Source organism: Kitasatospora sp. NPDC004799 (genome assembly GCF_040609095.1).
Classification (GTDB): Bacteria; Actinomycetota; Actinomycetes; order Streptomycetales; family Streptomycetaceae; genus Kitasatospora.
In genome coordinates this window covers 1-20,840 of the sequence record NZ_JBEXJK010000117.1, presented here as the reverse complement: position 1 = coordinate 20,840, position 20,840 = coordinate 1, and the positions used below count along the sequence as shown (strand labels likewise).

The 20,840-nt window shown below is 74.3% G+C and carries 17 protein-coding genes, 1 pseudogene and 1 riboswitch; of the genes and pseudogenes, 7 read left to right on the top strand and 11 right to left on the bottom strand.

The annotated features are described in order from the left end of the window. Positions 1–432, bottom strand: a pseudogene (locus ABZW03_RS17350) (hypothetical protein); the annotation flags it as partial. Positions 433–709: 277 nt separating this feature from the next. Beyond that, positions 710–854, top strand: a riboswitch (TPP riboswitch). Between ABZW03_RS17350 and ABZW03_RS17345 the strand changes: the two are divergent. From ABZW03_RS17345 to ABZW03_RS17330, 4 genes are all read left to right on the top strand, one after another. Next, positions 847–2,232 carry a cytosine permease gene (locus ABZW03_RS17345; protein ID WP_355258264.1) on the top strand — a complete coding sequence of 462 codons (1,386 nt, stop codon included), beginning with the start codon at positions 847–849 and terminating at the stop codon, positions 2,230–2,232. (Overlaps the previous riboswitch by 8 nt.) Positions 2,233–2,353: 121 nt before the next feature. Then, positions 2,354–3,178, top strand: a complete 825-nt coding sequence (locus ABZW03_RS17340; RefSeq protein ID WP_355258261.1) for a glycerophosphodiester phosphodiesterase family protein — start codon at positions 2,354–2,356, stop codon at positions 3,176–3,178. Positions 3,179–3,584: 406 nt separating this feature from the next. Next, complete coding sequence (locus ABZW03_RS17335) at positions 3,585–4,004, top strand: ATP-binding protein (protein ID WP_355258259.1); 420 nt, start codon at positions 3,585–3,587, stop codon at positions 4,002–4,004. Between the two features lie 70 nt (positions 4,005–4,074). After that, positions 4,075–5,058, top strand: a complete 984-nt coding sequence (locus tag ABZW03_RS17330; protein ID WP_355258256.1) for a DUF5926 family protein — start codon at positions 4,075–4,077, stop codon at positions 5,056–5,058. 285 nt (positions 5,059–5,343) lie between these two features. Here the strand turns inward: ABZW03_RS17330 and ABZW03_RS17325 are convergent, their stop codons facing one another. Next, a complete protein-coding gene (locus ABZW03_RS17325; protein ID WP_355258253.1) occupies positions 5,344–5,979 on the bottom strand; it encodes a bifunctional DNA primase/polymerase in 636 nt (211 codons plus the stop codon). Positions 5,980–6,597: 618 nt separating this feature from the next. Here ABZW03_RS17325 and ABZW03_RS17320 point away from each other — a divergent pair. Both ABZW03_RS17320 and ABZW03_RS17315 read left to right on the top strand, forming a co-directional pair. Further along, on the top strand, positions 6,598–8,049 hold the full coding sequence (locus tag ABZW03_RS17320) for a PP2C family protein-serine/threonine phosphatase (RefSeq protein ID WP_355258250.1): 1,452 nt from the start codon (positions 6,598–6,600) through the stop codon (positions 8,047–8,049). 157 nt (positions 8,050–8,206) lie between these two features. Beyond that, positions 8,207–9,706, top strand: coding sequence for an aminopeptidase P family protein (locus ABZW03_RS17315; protein WP_355258247.1), 1,500 nt, complete (start codon positions 8,207–8,209; stop codon positions 9,704–9,706). Between the two features lie 82 nt (positions 9,707–9,788). On the opposite strand, the gene ABZW03_RS17310 is transcribed toward ABZW03_RS17315, so the two are convergent. From ABZW03_RS17310 to ABZW03_RS17300, 3 genes are all read right to left on the bottom strand, one after another. Next, complete coding sequence (locus ABZW03_RS17310) at positions 9,789–10,994, bottom strand: hypothetical protein (protein WP_355258244.1); 1,206 nt, start codon at positions 10,992–10,994, stop codon at positions 9,789–9,791. Positions 10,995–11,268: 274 nt separating this feature from the next. Further along, on the bottom strand, positions 11,269–12,714 hold the full coding sequence (locus ABZW03_RS17305; RefSeq protein WP_355258241.1) for a hypothetical protein: 1,446 nt from the start codon (positions 12,712–12,714) through the stop codon (positions 11,269–11,271). Next, on the bottom strand, positions 12,711–13,388 hold the full coding sequence (locus ABZW03_RS17300; protein ID WP_355258239.1) for a SigE family RNA polymerase sigma factor: 678 nt from the start codon (positions 13,386–13,388) through the stop codon (positions 12,711–12,713). The genes ABZW03_RS17305 and ABZW03_RS17300 overlap by 4 nt, the downstream gene beginning before the upstream one ends. A gap of 235 nt (positions 13,389–13,623) precedes the next feature. Here ABZW03_RS17300 and ABZW03_RS17295 point away from each other — a divergent pair, with 235 nt between their 5' ends. After that, complete coding sequence (locus ABZW03_RS17295; RefSeq protein ID WP_355258236.1) at positions 13,624–14,718, top strand: helix-turn-helix domain-containing protein; 1,095 nt, start codon at positions 13,624–13,626, stop codon at positions 14,716–14,718. 33 nt (positions 14,719–14,751) lie between these two features. On the opposite strand, the gene ABZW03_RS17290 is transcribed toward ABZW03_RS17295, so the two are convergent. The 6 genes from ABZW03_RS17290 to ABZW03_RS17265 form a co-directional block, all read right to left on the bottom strand. Continuing rightward, complete coding sequence (locus ABZW03_RS17290) at positions 14,752–15,549, bottom strand: MerR family transcriptional regulator (RefSeq protein WP_355258233.1); 798 nt, start codon at positions 15,547–15,549, stop codon at positions 14,752–14,754. A 130-nt stretch (positions 15,550–15,679) separates the two neighbouring features. Then, positions 15,680–16,888 (bottom strand): hypothetical protein, encoded by a 1,209-nt coding sequence (locus ABZW03_RS17285; RefSeq protein ID WP_355258266.1) that lies wholly within the window; start codon positions 16,886–16,888, stop codon positions 15,680–15,682. Positions 16,889–17,135: 247 nt separating this feature from the next. Continuing rightward, positions 17,136–18,296 carry an LPXTG cell wall anchor domain-containing protein gene (locus tag ABZW03_RS17280; RefSeq protein WP_355258230.1) on the bottom strand — a complete coding sequence of 387 codons (1,161 nt, stop codon included), beginning with the start codon at positions 18,294–18,296 and terminating at the stop codon, positions 17,136–17,138. A 285-nt stretch (positions 18,297–18,581) separates the two neighbouring features. Next, positions 18,582–19,160: an NAD(P)H-dependent oxidoreductase gene (locus ABZW03_RS17275; protein WP_355258227.1), complete on the bottom strand. Its 579-nt coding sequence runs from the start codon at positions 19,158–19,160 to the stop codon at positions 18,582–18,584. A 106-nt stretch (positions 19,161–19,266) separates the two neighbouring features. Further along, positions 19,267–20,151, bottom strand: a complete 885-nt coding sequence (locus tag ABZW03_RS17270; RefSeq protein WP_355258224.1) for an NAD(P)-dependent oxidoreductase — start codon at positions 20,149–20,151, stop codon at positions 19,267–19,269. A gap of 124 nt (positions 20,152–20,275) precedes the next feature. Continuing rightward, the gene (locus ABZW03_RS17265; RefSeq protein WP_355258221.1) at positions 20,276–20,701 is read right to left on the bottom strand and encodes a hypothetical protein; all 426 of its coding nucleotides are present in this window, start codon (positions 20,699–20,701) and stop codon (positions 20,276–20,278) included. Positions 20,702–20,840: the final 139 nt, after the last annotated feature.

Below are 20,840 nucleotides of genomic sequence, written 5' to 3'. Positions count from 1 at the left end.
GGCGGCGGCCGGGGCCGGGGCCGGGGCCGCCGGGGGCTGCGGGGCGGGCGGCAGGACCGGCGGCGGCGCGTCGAGGTAGCCGGTGACCGGGTCGACGGTCGGCTCCTCGACGGCGGGCGCAGCGGGCGCCGCAGCGGCGGGGGCCTCCGGCGCGGGCACCTTGGTGAAGGCGACGGTGGGCTTGTGCCCGCCCTCGGCCGGGACGCCCCCGGCCGCAACGCCCTCGGCCGGAACGGCGTCGACGGGCGGTTCCTCGACGACGGGCACGGTGCCCTCGGCAACCGCGGCCTCCGGCTCCGGCACCCGCCGGAAGGCCATGGTCGGCTTGTGCCCGCCCTGAGCGGGGCCCTCGGAAGCGGACTCGGCCGCCCCCAGGCCTGCGGGCTGCTCCCCCTGCGGCCCGGTGGGCCCAACCTCGCGCTCGGTGCTCACGGACGACCTCCATAGCTGGCAGAACCAAGGACCATAGTTTTTCGCACTGTCGATTCGTTTGCCGTAAGGACCCCTCTGAAGAACTCATAAGAATCCTTAGCCGGCACCGACACCGGCACCGACACCCGCACCGGAACGGCACCGGAACGGCACCGAACCGGGCACCGGAACCGGTACCGACGGCCGAGGCTCCCCTCCCCCGCCGGGCGTCCCGCGATGCGGGCCGCACGCCCTCGGCCTTGGGCGTTCGCCCCGGTGCCGGTTAGCCTGTCGCTCCAAACTGACACGCGGGAGCTTGGACCCACCAGGCTGAGAGTGCGCATGTCGACCGTACGCCACACGGGTGACGTCCGGTCGAGGGGGCGCTGACCGCCGGAACCTGTCCGGGTAATGCCGGCGTAGGGAGTATCGGCCATGCCGCCTGCTTCGCCATCCTCTTCGTCCTCTTCTCCGGGCGCGACCGCCGTCCTGGAGCGCCCCGACCACGTCGAGGCGCCCCTGGTCCTGGACACCGAGCCGCCGCGCACGCTGCGCTTCCGGGACCACTTCGCGCTCTGGATGAACCTGGGCGTCAGCCTGATCGGCTTCTCCACCGCCGCCACCGTGCTCGGCGCCCCCGGCAGCGAGCTGTCGCTGGCCGCCGCGGTGACCGCGATCACCGTCGGCACGGCGGTCGGCACCGCGATGCTCGGCGTGGCCGCCCTGATCGGCGCCCGCACCGGCGCCCCCGCGATGGCGAACCTGCGCGGGCTGTTCGGCACCCGGCTGTCGTACCTGCCGACGGTGCTGAACATCGTGCAGTGCGTCGGCTGGGGCGTGTTCGAGCTGCTGACCATCTCGGCGGGCGCCCAGACCGTCGCGCACACCACCGGCTACCGCTGGCTGTTCGTCCTGCTCGCGGGCGCGCTGACCACCGCGCTGACCATCTGGCCGCTGGGCTCGATCGCGGTGCTGCGCCGCTTCGTGGCCGGGGCGGTCGCGGTGGCGATGGTGTACTTCACCGTCCAGCTGGGCCGCCAGGGCGTGCCGGACCCGGGCGCGGGCAACTGGCACGGCTTCCTGGGCGCCACCGACGCGATGATCGCGGTGTCGGTCTCCTTCGTGCCGCTGGCCGCCGACTACACCCGGCACTCGCGCACCCCGCGCTCGGCGTTCTGGGGCAGCTTCTCCGGCTACACGATCGCCCAGGTCTGGTGCTACGTGCTCGGCCTGATGGCACTGCTGCAGTCGGACGGCGACCCGAACCGGATCTTCGACTCCTTCCTCGGGGTCTGGGCCGGCTGGCTGTTCCTGCTGGTGCTGGTGCTGCGCGAGACCGACCAGTCCTTCGCCAACGTGTACTCGACCGCGATGTCGGTGCAGAACCTGCTGCCGAGGGTGGACCGCCGGGTGCTCTCCGGGGCGATCGGCGCGCTGACCACCGTGCTGGCGCTGCAGATCGACGAGTTCACCGACACCTACTACGGCTTCCTCGGCCTGATCGGCTCGGTGTTCGTGCCGCTGCTGGCGGTGCTCGCGGTGGACTACTTCCTCGGCGCCGGCCGGCGCGGCTGGGACCTCTCCGCCGACGCGCCGTCCCGCTGGCTGATGCTGCTGCCGTGGGCGCTGGGCTTCGCGGTCTACCAGTTCATCGCACCGACCAAGGTGGCCGGCTGGTGGACGGACTTCTGGACCTCCGCCCAGGAGGCGCTGCACTTCACCCCGCAGGAGTGGACCTCGGCCTCGCTGTTCGCCTTCCTGGTGCCGGCGCTGGTCACCTGGGCGCTCACCCCGCTCGGCCGCCGCGCCGTCCGGGCCTAGGAACCCGAACCGGACCCGAACCGGACCCGGAACCCGAACCGACGACGCGCGGACGAAGACGGCCCCACAGGTTGGCACCGTCTTCGTCCGCGCTTCACCTGCGCCACCTATCGTTGGGCCTGTGACCAGCCCAGACCTGTCCTCGACCCCGGCCCGCACCGTGCCGCACGTCCAGGTGATCGCCCACCGCGGTTCCTCCCACGCCCTGCCCGAGCACACCCTCGCGGCCTACCGGCGCGCGCTCGACGAGGGCGCGGACGCGCTGGAGTGCGACGTCCGGGTCACCGCGGACGGCGCGCTGGTCTGCGTGCACGACCGCCGGATCGGCCGGGTCTCCAACGGCCGGGGCACCGTCTCGGCCATGACCCTCGCCGAGCTGGAGGCGTACGACTTCGGCGCCTGGAAGACCGGCCGCCCCAGCACCGACCCGGAGCTGCGCGGCGTGCTGCGGCTGGAGCGGCTGCTGGAGCTGGTGGTGGAGTGCGGCCGCCCGGTGGACCTGGCGATCGAGACCAAGCACCCGGTGCGCTTCCGCGGCCGGGTGGAGGCCGAGCTGCTGCGGACGCTGGAGCGGTTCAAGATCGGCGCGACCCGGGACGGCGACCGCCCGTCCGCCCGGATCATGAGCTTCTCCTCAATCGCGCTGAGCCGGGTGGCCGCCGCCGCACCGCAGTACCGGCGGGTCTTCCTGTTCGAGCGGACCCTGCCGCTGCTCGGACGGCTGCGCCCCGGCTCGCCGCTGCCGGGCGGGGCGCGGATCGCCGGCCCGGGCATCGAGCTGGTGCGGGCCCGCCCGCAGCTGGTGACCCGGCTGCGCGAGCTGGGCCACGAGGTGCACGTCTGGACGGTGGACGAGCCCGCCGACGTCGAGCTCTGCCTGGAGCTCGGGGTGTCCGCGATCATCACCAACCGGCCCGCGGAGGTGCTGGCGCAGCTCGGCCGGTGATCCGCCGACGCACCGATCGCCGTACCCCGGAGATCCGATCACTCTGGTCGGCAGTCAAACCTTCCTCGCGCGAAATTGCCGGAATTCTCGCACCCGGGCGACGGAGGGTGAGCGTGGAATGACCTGAGGTCGACCGTCGGTCGTCGCACTCGAAATGGGCGCGCGGGATCGTCCGGTGCTCGTTTCCGACGCATTACCAAGGGGCATCTCTCCCTCGGCATACGCTGAAGGAGGTCCGGGGGTGGCGTTGATGGTGGCGCGTGAAGTGCCGACTTCATCGACCATGGCAGTGCCGCACGGCCCAGCGAGTGTCGGGGTCGCACGGCGCCGGCTGCGTCGAGATCTGGGTGACCGGCAGATACCGGAACCGGTCATCGATGATGCTGTTCTGATCCTCTCCGAGCTGTTGAGCAACGCCTGTCGGTACGCCCGCCCGCTCGGCCCGCTGCCGGCCCTGGGCCGCAGCGCCCGGGCCGAGGTGCTCGGGCAGGTGCTGGTCGGCGTCCCGTCCGGGCCGCACTCCGCGCAGGGCGGCCGGCAGCCCGCCGAGGGCCCGGAGGAGCCGGACGGCGGGGTGCTGGTCCGCTGGCAGATGCACGCCGACGGGGTGCTCACCCTGGAGGTCACGGACGGCGGGGCGGCCACCCGGCCGCTTCCCGCGAGTCCCTCGCTGACCTCGCGCGGCGGCCGCGGCCTGAGCATCGTCGACCAACTGGCCAGTGACTGGGGCGTGCGCGACGCCCCCGGCGAGGTCACGGTCTGGGCGGCGCTGCCCGCCCGGGCCCGGCACGCCCGGCGCACCGGGGGCGATGCCCGTAGCGCGTGAGCCGGGCTCGGGGAATGTGTCGTTAGGCTTCCCGGGAACACAGGACCACCGTTCCCGGGAGAGCCGCAGCATGGGCAAGAAGGCCGCCAAGAAGGCGCCGCAGCGCCAGTCCACCCCCGCCGTCACGGGCGAGATCCCCGTGGTCGGGGCCCGCGAGGACTGCCCCTGCGGCTCGGGCCGCCGGTACAAGGCGTGTCACGGCCGGGAGGCCTCGCACGCGGTGCAGGAGCTGGTGCACCGCCCGTTCGAGGGCCTGCCGGGCGAGGCCGACTGGGTGGCGCTGCGCGAGCTGGTGCCCGCCGCCACGGTGCCGCTGACGCTGGCCGCCGGGGTGGCCGAGGGCGCGACCGGTGACGTCCCGTCGGTGACCCTGGCCACCGTGCTGCCGCTGGCCTGGCCGGCCCTGCGCCGCGAGGACGGCTCGATCCTGCTCGGCCTGCAGACCCAGTCCGGCTCCGGCGACCTCAGCCGCGACCTCGCGGACGCCCTGGAGCTGGCCCTGGCCACCGAGCCGGGCAGCCCGGTGCCGGCCCGCCGGACCGTCCCGGGCGGGCGCCGCCTGCAGGACCTGCTGGACACCACCGCCGCGTTCACGCCCACCGTGCACACCGGCTTCGAGTTCTGGCTGGAGGACGCCGAGGCCGCCACCGGTGAGGTCGCCGCCTCCCTGGAGCGTGCCAACGCCTCGGCCATCCCGACCGAGAAGCTCACCGGCGTGGACTCCGCCTACTGGTGCGGCACCCCGGACAAGAACCACCTGCGCTGGGTGATGACCGTGCCCGAGGAGCGGCTGCTGGACGCGCTGGCCCGGCTGAACGCGGCCGGCGAGGCCTCGCTCGGCGCGGACACCCGCCTGGTCGGCTCCTTCCGCGCGCACGGCCTGACCGTCCCGGTGTGGGACCTGCCGCTCGCGATGACCGCCGCCGACTGCGAGAAGCCGGCCGCCGAGTTCGCCGAGCGGCTCGCCGCGGTGCTCGCCGACGGGACCCCGCTGACCGCCGAAGAGCGGCGCGCCCGCGCGAACCTGGTGAACCGTCAGGTCACCTTGAACTAAAGCGCGCGGGATCCGCGTGATACGCGTCACATTGTCGCGGTGAACGCGCAATTTCCGGGCGTGGAGGGCGTCTTGGAAATTGGCGCGAGCGCGGATCCTTGTTACTGTCTAAAGAGTCCGGCCGCTGGTGCATCCCCCGTCGCCAGCGGTCGGATCTTTTGTTTTTCCGGGGCGCCTCGACGAAGGCCCTGGCGAAGACCCCCGCGGAGCGCCTCGAAGCGCCGCGGAGCGCCTCGGAGCGCCGACAACGGCAGCCCCGACACCTCCGCCCGGCCCCGGCGGTCCTCAGTAGGCCGAGCGTCCGCTGTCCAGCCGGACCGTCGCCTCCACCAACTCCCCCAGCAGCGGCCCGACCTGCGGCAGCCAGACCCCGCCGCCGACGCCCGGTCGCGGCGCCATCACCCAGCGCACCCTCCCGGCCGCGCCGCCCGGCGGCAGCGGCAGGAAGCCGCCCGCCCCGTGGTAGCGCAACGAGCCGGGGACCCAGGGGAGTTGGGCGAGCATCTCGCCGAGCACGTCCAGCGAGTACGGGGCCACCAGCAGCGCGTAGCGGCCCGGCATCGCCAGCACCGGCCCGAGCGGCAGCCGCAGCGCGCCCAGGTAGACCAGCGCGCGGGCGCCGGCCGCCGCGGGCAGGCTGACCGCCGAGACCGTGGAGCCGGTGGCGGCCAGCACCGGCGCGTCCGGGCTCTGCCGCTCCCACCACCAGCGCACCATCCGGGCGTCCGTGGTGGCGGCCAGCAGCGAGGGGTCGTGCGGGTGCGCGCCGGGGACGGTGCAGTCCAGGTCGCCGCAGGAGCAGCGGCCGTCGCGCAGCACGGCGCCCGGCACCACGGGCCAGCGGTGGTCGACGGCGGCCGCCAGGGCCGCGGCCAGCCGGGCGGAACGCTCCTCCGGCCGGCCCTTCGGGTTCTCACGCATGGCGCTCGTTCCTTTCCCTGACCGCTCGGTTCGCTCCGGCTCCGCCGGCGTCCGTCGGGATCCTCCGCGCGGGCCCGCCGCGGCGGGGCCCCGGGCGGCGCGAGGCGGGGCGCGGGGCGGCGGGACGGGCGGCGCGGCTACGACGTGGAGCAGGTGTGGAGCACGACATGAAAGGGCCGAGCACCGGCACAGCCCTTGGAACGAGAATCCCGTACGCGACCGGATGGACGCCGCCCGGGCGCGCTTGGTTCCACCGTACGAGTGAGAGAGTTCCGGCCAGCGCGGCTCGCGGGCGGCACGGACATACGATCCGGACGGCCGCCCGGTCCGTCCTCCCGGTTCTGCCCGTTCGCGGCCCGCTCCATGCCTCCGGCCGGGCCGGCGCGTGCACGGACCCCGCGCGCCCCCGACCGGGCGCGATCGGCGGGGAACCGGCAACCGCGTCGTCCTGGATCTGGACATGCCCCGAATGGCCTGTGTAGAAGTGGTGGCATTGCTGTCGATCAATGACGAGTAGTAGCGAATCGAGGCGAAACACGCCCTTTGGCCGTGCTCGCTCCACATTGGCCGTACCTGGGGGTTTCGCATGGCACGTAGCACCGCGTCAGGAGTGACGGCATGAACGAGTCCCACCCGTCGGCGGCCCTCCCGCCGGCGACGACCGCCGAGCCGGGCGAACCCGGCTGCGCCGGCGGGCTCACCGTCCTCGACCTGCCGGACCTGCCCGGCCCGGTCGGCACCCTGGACGGCACGGCGGACGGCCGTACGACGCCGTCCGGCGCGGTGCAGGACCGTTTGGCCGGACGCCTGTCCGATATCACCACCCTGCACGAGCACACCGAGCGGCTCGCCCGCGCCCGCGGGCTGGACGCCACCCTGGACACCGTGCTGGCCTCCGGCGCCGCGCTGCTCGGCGCCCGGCGCGGCGTGCTGGTCACCAGGCGGCCCGGCGGCGGGCCCGGACAGCCGGTCGGCTTCGGCCTCGACCGCGCCAGCCTCGGCGCCCTGGAGACCGTCCCGACCGAGCAGAGCATGCTGGCCCGGCTGCTGCGCGACCGGGACCGCCCCGCGCAGCTGCACTCCCGGGACCTCGCCGGGGACCCGGCCACCGGCGCCCGGATGCGCGAACTCGCCGTCCACCTCGGCCTCGGCGGCGCCTACGGCCTGCCGCTGGCCACCGCCGAGGACGGCCCGCTCGCCGCCGCCCTCTGGTTCTACGACGAGCCCGCCGAACCGACCGCGTGCCGGCGCGAACTGGCCCGCCACTACTGCGAGATCGCCGCCCCGCTGCTCGCCAAGCAGCTGGAGGCCGACCGGATCGCGCGCACCACCGAGGCGCTGCGCCGCGGCCTGCTGCCGGACCGGCTCCCCCAGGCCGCCGGGCTGCGGCTGGCCGCCCGGCTCGTCCCGGCCGGCCTGGAGCGCTCCTGCGGCAGCGACTGGTACGACGCGATCCCGCTGCCGGACGGCACCATCGGCCTCACCGTCGGCTCCGTCTCCGGCGACGGCCCGGGCGCGGGCCCCGGCTCCGCCCCCGGCGCGGCCGCCGCGATGGGCCGGGTCCGGGCGGCGCTGCGGGCGTACGCGGTGCTGGAGGGCGAGGACCCGGTCTCCGTCCTGGGGGACCTGGAGCTGCTGCTCAAGACCACCGAGCCGGCCCGCACCGCCACCGCCGTCTACGCCTGGGTCGAGCCCGAGGAGCGCCGGATCACCCTGGCCGGCGCCGGGCACTGCCCGCCCGTCCTGGTCGGCCGGCACGGCGCCGAGTTCGTGGAGACCTCGCTCTCCGCCCCGCTCGGCATGCTGGCCTGCTGGGAGGCCCCCGGGGTGGAGTTCACCGCCGAGCGCGGCGACACCCTGCTGCTGTACACCGAGGGCCTGGCCCGCCGCTGCGGCCCGACCCTGCACGCCGGGCAGGCCAACCTGCGCCGGGCCGCCGCCGACGCCCCGCGCGACGTGCGGATCGACCCGGACCGGCTCTGCGCCCACCTGCTGGCCGTCTGCCCGGACCCGGACTCCGCGGGCACGGCCACCGACGACCTGATGCTGCTGGCGGCCCGCTTCGAGTAATCGAGAAGCTGTTCGAACCCTGGGTGTCCCCCCGGCCGAAGGCTGGGGGAAACCGGGCGGCCGGGCGTCCGTACCATGGACGCACGGCCGCCCGCGCGTGTCGCGATCCGACACCTCCCCCGAGGGGCGGCGGTACCACCCCAAGGAGGCGTTGCACGTGACCGAGGACCGCACCCCCGCGGTGGCCGAGAACCCCGAGGCCGAGGGCGGCGAGGAGCCCGAGCAGTTCAAGGGCCGCAAGAACGGTCTCTACGGTGAGATCTCCGACGAGCTGGCCGCCTCGATGAAGTCCGGCTGGGCCGACACCGAGCTGCACGGGCTCGCCCCCGTCGCCCAGGCCCCGTACGCGGCCGAGCGCCGCGCCGCGCTGTCCGCCGCCTTCCCCGGCGAGCGCCTGGTCGTCCCGGCCGGCAACCTGCGGGTCCGCTCCAACGACACCGACTACGCGTTCCGCGCCTCCAGCGAGTACGTCCACCTCACCGGTGACCGGACCGAGGACGCGGTGCTGGTCGGCGAGCCGACCGGCGCGGCCGGCCACGAGTTCACGCTCTACCTGCTGCCCCGCTCCGACCGCGAGAACGGCGAGTTCTGGCTGGACGGCTACGGCGAGCTGTGGGTCGGCCGCCGGTACAGCCTGAGCGAGCAGGAGCAGCTGCTCGGCCTGCCCGCCCGGGACGTGCGCAAGGCCGCCGAGGAGCTGGCCGCGAAGGCCGCCGACGGCGCCGTGCCGACCCGGATCGTCCGCGGCTACGACGCCGGCCTGGAGGCCGCGCTCGCCGACGCCCTGGACGAGGACAAGGACGCCGGGTTCAAGGAGTTCCTGAGCGGCCTGCGGCTGGTCAAGGACGAGTGGGAGATCGGCGAGCTGCGCGCCGCCTGCGACGCCACCGTCAAGGGCTTCACCGACGTGGTCCGCGAGCTGGGCCAGGCCGTCGCCACCTCGGAGCGCTGGATCGAGGGCACCTTCTGGCGCCGCGCCCGGGTCGAGGGCAACGACGTCGGCTACGGCACCATCGCCGCGGCCGGCCCGCACGCCACCACCCTGCACTGGGTGCGCAACGACGGCGACGTGCGCCCGGGCGAGCTGCTGCTGCTGGACGCCGGCGTGGAGACCAGCACGCTCTACACCGCCGACGTCACCCGCAGCCTGCCGATCAACGGCCGGTTCACCGAGCTGCAGCGCCGGATCTACGACGCGGTCTACGACGCCCAGGAGGCCGGCATCGCCGCGGTGAAGCCCGGCGCCCGGTTCCGCGACTTCCACGAGGCCTCGCAGCGCGTCCTCGCCGAGCGGCTGCTCGCCTGGGGCCTGCTGGACGCCTCGGTGTACGACGTCGAGAAGGTCCTGGAGCTCGGCCTCCAGCGCCGCTGGACCCTGCACGGCACCGGCCACATGCTCGGCCTGGACGTCCACGACTGCGCCCACTCGCGCCGCGAGGAGCACGTCGACGCGCTGCTGGTGCCCGGCATGGTGCTGACCGTCGAGCCCGGCCTGTACTTCCAGCAGGACGACCTGACCGTGCCGGAGGAGTACCGCGGCATCGGCGTCCGGATCGAGGACGACATCCTGGTCACCGCCGACGGCAACGAGAACCTCTCGGCCGGCCTGCCCCGCAGCGCCGAGGACGTCGAGGCCTGGATGGCCTCGCTCGCCTGAGCCGCCGCGCACCGGACACGGTGAAGGGCCCGGCCTCCCGAGCAGTGGGAGGCCGGGCCCTTCGGCTCTGGTGCGGGGAGCGTCACCGGCGGCCCTGGGGGTCGAAGGGGTTCCAGCGGGCGGCCTGGTGGCCGTTCGCCTGGGCGCCCACCTCGACCTCCACGGGGTACTGCGGGGCCTTCTTCATGGCGATCCGGAAGGCGTACTCGACCGAGTCGCCCCAGCGGTTGACCTCCAGCCCGGTCGGGGCGACGGCGGTCAGCCCGTCGCAGTCCTCGCGCAGCTCGACCGGCTTCCACACGCCGCCGGCCATGACCTCCAGCGTGACGTCCTCCGGGGTCAGCCACCCGGCGCTCGACACGCCCACCACGGGGTGCAGGTCCGCGGTGCCCCGCGGCGCCTCGACCACGAAGCCGAACCCGGCGGGGGTCGTCCCGACCTCGAGGCTCGACGTCGTCACGCCGGTCACCTCCGGGCCCTGGTGGTCGACGACCGAGGCGTTCAGCACGGCCTTGGCCATGCCCTGGTAGTCCGCGGAGTTCGGCACCGGCGCGTCCGCCTCGATCGCGATCCGCCCCGGACGGTTGGCCGTGGACAGCCGCATCCGGTACTCGATGGTCCGGCTCTCACCGGCGGCCAGCGTGAAGGCCCCGTCGTTCCGGTTGATCACGTAGTCCATCCCGGAGCCCTGGCTGAGGTGGTCCAGCTGCTTCCAGCCCGAGGCGTCCTTGCGCTCCAGGGTGCCCTCCGCGCTCCCGAACACCCGTGCGCAGGGGGCGCCCGCGTACTGCTGGGTCGCCACCACCGGGGCCACGCTGCGGGTGCCGGCGGCGTCGTTGTTCTTCCAGGTGACGGAGAAGGAGACCAGGTCGTTCAGCTCGATCTGCCCGCCCTCCTTCAGGCCGTCGAAGGTGATGCCGATGCCGCTGCCACCGGACGTGGCGGGGGCGGGCTTCGGCGCCGCGGGCTTGGCCGCCGGCTTGGCCGCGGCCTTCGCGGCGGCCTTGACCTCGGTCTTGACGTCGGTCTTGGCGACCGCGGCCGCGGGGGCCGCCGGGGCCGCCGGAGCGGGGGTGCCGGCGGCCGGCGCGGCCTCGGTGGTCGGCGCGGCCGGGGCGGGGGCGGTCGGGACGGCACCCGCGCCGGGGGTGGCCGAAGAGGTGACGGTCGGAGCGGAGGCGGCGACGGAGGCCCCGCCGTTCGTCGGGCCGCAGGCGGCGACACCGACGGCGGCGACGACGGCCAGCGGGACAATCTTCGCAATACGGGCGATAACGGACGCGTTCATGTGACAGTCCCCCCAAGGACACGTAGTGATGGTGATGGTGATCGGAAGAACGGGCGCCTGATGTCGCGCCCCGAGGAGCCGGCCCGAGCCCCCCCGGCTCCGCCGGCTCGCTCTCCCCGCCTCTCACCCTGATAGACGTCCATCCCGCCGGGGGGTTGCAGGCGGGTTCGAAATATTTTCCGCGGTCTTCTCCCGACCTTCCCCCGGAACGCCGAAAGGCGCCGTGACCAGGGGAAACCCCGGTCACGGCGCCTCGACGGCCCGCTTGGGACGGCTACTTCACGACCGCCACCGGGACGGTCGCCTCGGCCAGGACGGTCAGCGGCGCGGCCCCGGTGTACGGCATCGTCGCCTGGACGGCCACCGGCATCGTCCCGGGCCCGTCCACCGGGTCCAGCGACATCCGGTACGTCACCTTCTTGGACTCGCCCGGCGCGAGCGCGAACCAGGCCTCCTCGTCCACCCTCGCGTAGTCCATGCCGCCGCCCATCGAGAGCGGGATCTCCCGCCAGGTGCCGCGGTCCTGGCGCTCCAGCTTGCCCCTGTTCATCAGGAGCACCTCGCTCGGCGGCGTCCCGGCGTACTCCTTCGTGTAGACCAGCGGCTGGACCTTGTCGAAGGCCTTCTGGCCGGTGTTCCGGTACGTCACCGTGAACGTCACCGGGGTGCCGTCGGTGGACACCTTCTGCCCGGCGCCGATGCCGCCGTCGACGGTGACGGCGATGTCCTTCCCGCTCGGCACGGTCGAGCTCGGCGGCTTGTGGCCGCTGACGTCCAGGCTGCCGACGATCGACGTCAGGCCCGCCTGGTAGTCGCTCTTCAGCCCGTTCGCCACCACGAAGACCTGGTCCGAACCCAGGCCCCAGATCTGGGCGGTGAAGGTGTCCCCGGGCTTGCAGGTGACGTTCCACTGGGTCTTGTCGACCTGCTTGCCGGCCACGGTGGGCTTGGTCCGCACGGGCGCGCCGATCGCGTTGTACCCGCTGTCGGGGACGTACGGCCGGCCCCAGACCGGGCAGTTCGGCTGGTGGCCCCAGCCGTCGGAGGCGTTGAGGTCGTTCATCGTCGGCCAGGCGCCGCCGAGGTCGGTCTCGTCCGGGGTGTTGTAGACCACGACCAGCACGCCGTACGGCTCGCACTTCGCCGCCGCCCAGCCCTGCTGCGGCTCCGTCGGCGCGCCCGGGCTCAGGACGCAGACCCGGTCCGCCGCGACCGGCACGGCCTTCCAGCCCGCCGGGACCTTGAACCTGACGCCCCGCAGGGCGGACGAACTCGCCGCGCCGGTCGGCTGGTTGGCGGTGGAGGAGCTGGCGGACGGGGTGCCCTCGGCGAGCGGCGCCCCGGTCTCGGCCTCGCCGGTGGGGGTGCCCGGGTCGGTGGGGGCGGCCGTCGGGCTGGGCTCGCCGGTCGGCTCGGGCGTCGGGCTCGGCGCGGCGGTCAGGGTGGCGGCCGGGGGCGGCACCTCGTGCTGGGCGACCGGCTCGCCGTGGAAGGTGAGCACGCCGAGCGCCATGGCGGCGGCCAGGCCGAGCGGCACGGTGACGGCGTACACCGGGCGCAGCCGGCGGATCCGGTTCTTCGGGGGAGCGGGCGGGCGCAGGCCGGTCGCCGTGACGAGGGAGGCCCGGGCCGTCATCGCCTCGCGGAGCAGCCGTTCCGTCGGGGTCTCGGCCGGCCCGTCGCCGTCGCCGCCGGTGCGGCGGGGGAGCTTGTCGGTCATCGAACCTTCTCCAGGTGCTTTTCCAAGGCGTCCAGTGCGCGGCTGGCGGTGGACTTCACGGCACCCCGGGACAGCCCCAGGGTCTCGGCTATCTGCGCCTCCGACATGTCGGACCAGTAGCGCAGCACCAGCACCTCGCGCTGGCGGGGGGTCAACTCCTGTAGGGCCACCAGCACCCGGCGGTGCTCGTCGTTGAGCACCGCGTGGTCCTCGGCGGACGGGGCGTCGGCCACGTGCGGCGGCACGTACTCGCGGGCGGTCTTCCGGCGGCGCAGCATCGAGCGGGCGCCGTTGACCACCGAGGTGCGCAGGTAGCCGAGCGCGTTGTCGAGGTCGTCCAGCTCCTCGCCGTGGCGCTGGTAGAGCTGGGTGAAGGCCTCCTGGACGACGTCCTCGGCCAGGTCCTGGTGGTCGACCAGCAGGACGGCCATCCGGACCAGGCCGAGTCGGTGGGCGTGGTACAGGTCGGTCAGGGTGGGCCGGTCCTCGGCCGGCTTGCGGCCGCCGCGCAGCAGCCGGAAGCCGGAGCGGCGCTGCTTCGCCTCCTGCTCGGTGGCGGCAGCGGCGAGCGGCTCGCCGGCCTCCTGCGCACCGAACAGCGCGGTGACCACACCTCGGATGGAGAAACCGCGCCCCCCTGCGGGCACGGTGGTCGGCCCGATGGCCATGGACATGTGCGAATCCGCTTTCCCCCGGGACGGTGACGGCTGCCGGCCGTTCCGTCAGGTCACCTGATCAAGATCGTGATCGGGGGGATCATTCCAGCCGCGCTCTGCCGGGTTCCCTCCGCCCCCGTACCAGAGGACGTGTGGCGGAGGTGAAGGTTGCAGGCGGGTTCGAAGAAATTTCCGGTCCGGCCGGGACGGCTACACTCACCGGCATTCCGCCACCCGTGAGCAGGGGGTTCGCATGGCCGAGCAGAACGTCGACGGCCCGGTCGGAGCCGGAACCGGTACGGCCGCGGCCGTCGGCACCGCCGTCCGGGCACGGCCGGTGGCCGTCACCATCGGCCGGCGTCCGGAGCCCGTGCACGACGTCGCGGTGTACGCCTTCCCGGGCATGGCGCCGTTCGAACTCGGCGTGGTGGTCGAGGTGTTCGGGCTGGCGCGGCCCGAGCTGGCCGGCCTGCTGGCGGCGCCCTGGTACGGGCTGAAGGTGTGCGCCGACCGGCCCGGAACGGAACTGGACGCGGTGGGCGGCTTCGCGCTGACCGCCCGGCACGGGCTGGACGAGCTGGCCGCCGCCGACACCGTGGTCGTCCCCGGGGTGCCGAACGCGTTCGGCGGCGACGTCTCCGCGGCCCTGGTCGAGGCGCTGCGCACCGCGCACGGGCGCGGCGCCCGGATCGTGTCGATCTGCTCGGGCGCCTTCGCGCTGGCCGCCGCCGGGCTGCTGGACGGCCGGGAGGCGACCACCCACTGGCGGTACGCCGAGCTGCTCCAGCAGCGGTACCCGGCGGTGCGGGTCAACCCGGACGTGCTCTACGTGGACAACGGCGACGTGCTGACCAGTGCGGGCAGCGCGGCCGGCATCGACCTCTGCCTGCACCTGGTCCGCCGGGACCACGGCGCCAAGGTGGCCAACACGGTGGCCCGCCGGTTCGTGGTGGCACCGCACCGGGACGGCGGGCAGGCCCAGTTCATCGAGGCGGCGGTCCGCCCGGTCGAGGAGGAGGACGACGGGATCGCCCGCAGCATGCAGTGGGCGCTGGACCACCTGTCGGCCCCGCTGACCGTCTCCCAACTGGCCGCCGCCGCCCGGATGTCGGACCGCTCCTACCTGCGGCACTTCACCGCCCGCACCGGGACCAGCCCGATGCGCTGGGTGGTCACCCAGCGCGTCGCGGCCAGTCTGGCGCTGCTGGAGTCGCCGGAGGGGACGGTGGAGGAGATCGCCGCGGCGGTCGGCTTCGAGAGCGCCGCGACGTTCCGCCACCACTTCGGCCGGGTGATGCGCACCTCCCCGACCGCCTACCGGCGCTCCTTCGGGCGCGGGGTGGCCTGAGCGCGCCCCTCGTCCCCGTCGCGCTTCCGCGCGTTACTTCCCCTCGCCCTTCCCCTCGCGCTTTCCCTCGCGCCGGTCCGCGTTGGCGACGATGGCGTCGTGGAGCCACCGGGCCAGGCCAGGCGCGATCTTCTCGTAGGTGTCGGTCCAGCGCTGGTCGTCGACGTACAGGCAGGCCAGCCCGCGGTGGATGGTGTAGGTGCAGTCGTAGAAGTTCTGGCAGATGTGCTGCCGGTGCTCCTCGGCGAGGTCCGTGGCCACCGTGCCGTCGGCGGGCTCGCCGGCCGCGACCGCCGCGGCCAGGCGCTCGTTGAGCGCGGTCATCTCGGCCTGGATGCGCTGCCAGTCCGCCTTGGAGTAGCCGCCGGTGCGGCGCTGCGACTCGGCCCAGGCCTCGGTGTCGCCCCAGCGCTGCTCGGCCTCCTGCTCCCACCCCTCCTGGTACTCCTCGCCGAAGATCTCGAACTTCTCCTCCGGGGTCAGCTGAATGCCCATTCTCCGTGCCTCCATGGCGTGTTCGACGGCTGAGGCGAGTTCCTGGAGGTGACTGATCCGGTCGGTGAGCAGCCGGTGCTGCCGCCGGAGGTGTTCGGTCGGGCTGACCGAACCGTCGTCCAGGATCGCCGCGATCTCCTCCAGGGGGAACCCGAGTTCGCGGTAGAAGAGGATCTGCTGCAGCCGGTCGAGATCGGTGTCCGCGTACCGGCGGTAGCCGGACCGGGTACGGCCGGCCGGGGACAGCAGACCGATCTCGTCGTAGTGGTGCAGGGTGCGGACGGTCACCTTGGCGATCTTCGCCACGGCACCGACCGAGTAGCCCTCACTGGTCATCGGAGTTCCTCCCTGGTGCTGACCACCACCCTCGGCTCTCACGTCGCGTGAGGGTCAAGCGGTGAACGGGGGCGGGGGCGGGGGCGGGGACGGTCGCAGGAACGGAGACAGGGGCAGGCGCGGACCGGCCTCAGGCCCGGGCGCCGGCCAGCGCCCGCTCGCGCCGCCGACCGCCCCGGCGGCCACCGCCGGCGCCCTGGGCGCCCGGGGAGTCCGAGGAGCCGGGTGTGCCGGGGGCACCGGGGGCGCCCGGCCGCCGCCGGCGGGACCGCTGGGTGGGCCAGAGCAGCACGTACGCGGCGGAGACCACCACGAAGAGCAGCCGGACGAAGCCGCGGGCCGCGTCGGACGGCAGGAGCAGCGTGCCGCCGTACAGCGCGACCAGCGCGATCCAGCTCCACCACGGGACGAGCCGCTTCTGCCCGACCGCGTCCCAGAGCAGGGTGCCGAGCAGGATCGAGGCCGTGTAGTAGGTGTAGACGCTCGGGTCGAGCAGGATGCGGGCGTCCGCGCCCAGCAGCACCACGGCCGGCCAGCGGCCGCGCCAGACGGCGGCGCAGCCGAGCCCGATGCCGAGCGCGAACTGGGTCGGGCGGTCCCACCAGGGGGTGGCCGGGTCGGTGACCCCGAACCAGCGCAGCGCGGAGGCGGGCTGGTTCGGGATGGTGAACTTGGCGGCCGCCATGGTGTCCAGGTTGCCCAGGTAGAACGGCAGCCAGGCGATCGCCACCAGGGCGCAGAACCAGAGCGCGGTGCGCAGCCAGGCGGGCCGGGGCAGCGCCAGGATCAGCGGGGCGAAGGCGATCGCCCAGGGCTTGGAGTCCACCGCCAGCGCCAGCAGGACCGCGACCTGAACGGGTTTGCCGCGGGCCAGGGCGTGCGCGGCGAGGGTGGTGAAGAACAGCGCGAGGACGTCGTCCAGGTGCGCGAAGCGGACCGAGACCTCGACCCACATCGGGATGAACGCCAGCCCGGCGATCAGCAGCCGCTGCTGGAGCCGTCGGTGGTTGGTCCCGGTGCCGAGGTAGTACAGGGCCGCGGTGCGGCCGACCACGACCAGCATCACCAGGCCCAGCCCGGCGCTCACCGCCTCGGCGATCAGCTCGCCGGTGTGCGGGGCGAACGGGGCGGTGAGCCGGGCCGCGGCCAGGCTGACCGGGCCGATCTGGAGCTCCGGGTGGCGGGCGTAGAGCGACAGGCCGCCGTCGGACTGGCCGCTGAAGAGCAGCTGCTCGCCCTGGCGCAGGTAGTGCCAAGAGAAGCCGCCGCTGGGCTCGACCAGGAGGAACCAGAGCACCGTCCAGGCGGTCAGCAGGACGTGGTGCCGCCGCAGCGGCAGTCCGGCGATCCGCCCGGTCGCCGCCTCGTAGTCGGTGGTGGCCCGCGCCGTGCGTGCTGTCCGCACCTGTCCTCTCCCCGCCGTTCCGCCCCCTCCGGCCGGACATCCTATGGGACGGAGGAGAACGGCCCGCGCCGCCCGCGGATCCGTCCGGCGGGACGGTGCGGGCGGCACGGGGGTGCTCCGGGGACGCGCTCCGCGACGAGCGCGCCTCACGGTCGGCGTGCTGCGGGCGGCGCGCTGCGGGTCAGCCCTGCTGGGCGGACTTGCGGCGGCGCAGCACCACGAGGGTGCCGACACCGGCCACCAGGACGGCGCCGCCGGTGGCCGCGATGGCGGTGGTGTTGTCACCGCCACCGGTCTGGGCCAGCGCCTTGTCGTTGCCGTCCGCGGCGGCCTTGGCCTTGTCCACGGCGGCCGGGGTCAGCGGCGGCGGGGTGATGACCGGGGGCTCCACCGGGAAGTCGATCGGGCCCGAGGTGTCGCCGCTGCTCTCGCCCGGGGCCGGGGCGGTGGCCGAGCCTGAGGGCTCGCCGGTGGCCGGGGTGGTCGGCTGCTCGGTGGGCTTCTCGGTGGGCTTCTCGGTGGGCTTCTCGGTCGGAGTCCCGGTGGGCGTCCCGGTCGGCTTCTCCGTCGGCGTGGCCGTCGTGGTGGCGGTCGCGGTGGCCGACGGGGAGCCGCTCGCGGTCGGGCTGGGCTTGCCCGTCTGGGTCGGCGTCGGGCTGGGCTTGCCGGTCTGCGAGGAGGTGGGCTTCGGGGTCGGCTTGCCGCCGGCCGCCTTGATGACGAAGCCGACGCCGCCCTCACAGCTGAGGTGGCCGTTGTCGACCGGCTGGTGGCCGGCGTCGTCCAGTTCAGCGGCGAAAACGACCGGGACGACGCCGGCCCGGCCGAGCGGGGAGCCGTCGGTGAAGGACGCCCGGACCTTGATCGGGACGTTCTTGCCGCGGTTCACCCCGAGCAGGTCGTCCGCGACCGGGTTGCCGCTCGCGTCGAGGGTGCCGAGCATCAGCAGGACGGAGTCGTTCTTCTCCCCGCTCTTGTCGGGGGCGACCACCGCGGTCTGCCACTCGCCGCCGGGGAGCCGGTACTGGACCTTGAGGTCCTTGGCCTGGAGCGAGCCCGCCTTGTTCTTGAACTTGAGCAGCGGGATGAAGACGAAGTCGTGCTTCGTCCGGTTGTCGACCTTGAAGGTGAAGTCGCGGGCGTCACCGCCGGCGACGAAGCTGCCGGGCACGCCGTTCAGCGAGAGGTCGAGGCTCGCGCGCGACGCCTTGTCGGCCGGCGACGCGGCGGCGGACGGGGTGCCGGTGATGCCGACGGCCATGGCGCCCTGGGCGCCGGCCAGCACGAGCGAGGACGCGAGCGCGGCGGCTCCGGCAAGGGCAAGACTGCGACGTATGGACAAGGGAGACCTCACGGAAGTGTCCGGGCGAGGCCCGGGGCGCGAGGGGGCGGCCGCAGACGCCGCGTACCCCCCGCGAAGCTGAAAGTGCGACGGAGAGTACCGAACGACCGGACCGGTCCGGAAGGCGGGTGGCAGGCTGCGCCCCGGACGCGGGCGAGGCCTGTCCGAATCGCCCAACTCTGGCCACCTATACGGCTTTCGCTCCGCCCCGAAGACGACCTGCAGAGGGTGACGGGTACACGTCCGGATAGAGCGGCGGTCCGGCGCGCGGCGGCCCCCGGTGGATCAGTCCGCGAAGAAGGACTTGGCCGCGATCAGCGCCCGCTCGTCGGCCAGCACGTCGCCCGGGCGGGTGCCGTTGCCGAGCAGCACCCCGCCCCAGCGCATTCCCATGTACTCGGCGGTCAGCCGGAGGGTGCCGATCAGCGGCTCGGCCTTGTCGTCCTCGGTGGCGAGGGCGGTGACGCCCCAGACGGTGCCGCCGCGCATCCCCGCGCGGAAGTCCACCCCGGGCACCCGGAACCAGGCCGACCAGTGGTCGAGGTAGAGCTTGGCGCTGGTCGGCAGCGAGTACCAGTACAGCGGCGCGACGAACACCAGGTCGGTGGCGGCCAGGGTGGCGTCCAGCAGCGTCCGCTCGTGGCCGACCGGCTCGGGGTAGCGGCCGTCGCCGGTGTGCCGCAGGTCCCGGAAAGGCGGCAGCGGGTGCTCGTCCAGCCGCAGCCAGCGCTGCTCGGCGCCGGCCGGCAGGCTCGACTCGGCGGCCAGCCGGGCCAGGCGGGCCGAGTTGCCGTCGGTGCGCGCGCTGGCGTCGAGGAACAGGAAGCGGCGCGGCGCCTCGGCACCGCTCGACTGATCGACCATCAGGACTCCCCCGTCGTACGTGTGGTGCGAACGCAGGGGTGAACCGCCGTCGAACGCCGGTCTATTCCACGCCCGCGCCACGCCCGGGGGCGGCCGGGGCCGGCGGTCAGTCCGGCAGTCCGGCCCGGCGGCGGGCGACGGCGGCGACGGCCGCCCAGTCCTTGTCCCCGTCCCCGTGGGCCAGCGCGTCCAGGAAGGCGTCCCGCAGGACGCTGCCGAACGGCAGCGGGACGTTGCGCGCGGCGCCCGCCTCCAGGGCGAGGCCGACGTCCTTGAGCCCGAGCGGCAGCCGGAACCCGGCCGGCTCGTAGCGGCGCTCGGCCACCATCCAGCCGTAGCCGGCGTGGATCGGCCCGGGGAAGAGCGTGCCGGTGAGCATCTCGACCAGGTCGGTCGGCCGGACGCCGTTGGCCTCGGCGAGGCTGCACGCCTCGGCCGTCGACTCGATCGCGCAGGCGATCAGGAAGTTGGTGCTGATCTTGGCCGTGTTGGCCTGCCGGGGGCTCTCGCCGAAGTGCCAGGTGCGCTCGCCCAGCGCGGCGAACAGCGGCTCGGCCCGCTCCAGCAGCTCGGGCGCGCCCGCGGCCAGGATGTTCAGCCGCCCCGACGCCGCGACCGGCGGCCGGCCGAGGACGGGGGCGGCGACGTAGCCGATGCCGTGCTCGGCGTGCAGCGCCTCGGCCCGCTCGGCCAGGGCGAGCGAGACGGTGGCCATGTTGACGTGCAGGGTCGCCGCGGCGCCGGCCAGCAGCGCGGGGTCGAGCAGCAGCTGCTCGACGGCCGTGTCGTTGGCGAGCATGGACACCACCGTGTCGGCGGCGAACACCTCGGCGAGCGAGCCGGCCGCCTCCGCGCCCTCGGCCACCATGGCGGCCACCGGCTCGGGCGAGCGGTTCCAGACCCGTACGGTGTGGCCGGCCCGCAGCAGGCTGCCGGCCATGCCGCGCCCCATCGCACCCAGCCCCACGAAGCCGATCGTCCGCCCGGTCATCCGCCCGTTCCCCTCGTCGCCACCGCTCGTGTGCGGCCGACTGTACGTCAGGAGGTGTGCGGACCGGCGGTGGAAACCGGTCCGCACGGCCGGGGGCGGACCGGTCGGCGCAGCCGGGCGCGGCTCACGCGCAGGCGCGGGCCGGCCTCCGGGCGCGGTCGGCGGCCGCACCGCGCTCCAACTCGGCGACCACCCGGCCGCGCAGCAGCTCGTACTGGGCCTGGAGCCGGCCGGGGCGGGCCGGGCGGGCGACCGGGCGGCCGGGGCCGACCAGCTCGTCCGGCCCGAACTGCTCGCGGGTGAGGTCGATCTCGAAGCCGGTGGCGAAACGGTTCCACCAGTGGAGGTCCGTCCGCACGCCGTCGACGTACACCTCGCCCATCATGAGCTCGCCGCCGAGCAGGTCGTGCACCACCATCGCCGTCACCCCGCACTGGCCGCGGGCGGGATTGTCGGGACGCCAGTGGGCCAGATCCTCGGGCGCACAGGTGTCGACACCCCAGGAGGAGCGGATCGCACGTTCGATGTCGTTGAGGGTCCACGCCGTCATACCGGGAAGCCTGCCACGCGCCACTGACAGCGGCACCGGCTTTTCGAAGGGTCATCCCGTGTTCTGCGGCGACCCTCCCGGCGTTCACCCGAACGAGACCCCGGCCCGGCCGGGCCGCCCCGGGGACGGGCGGGCCGGC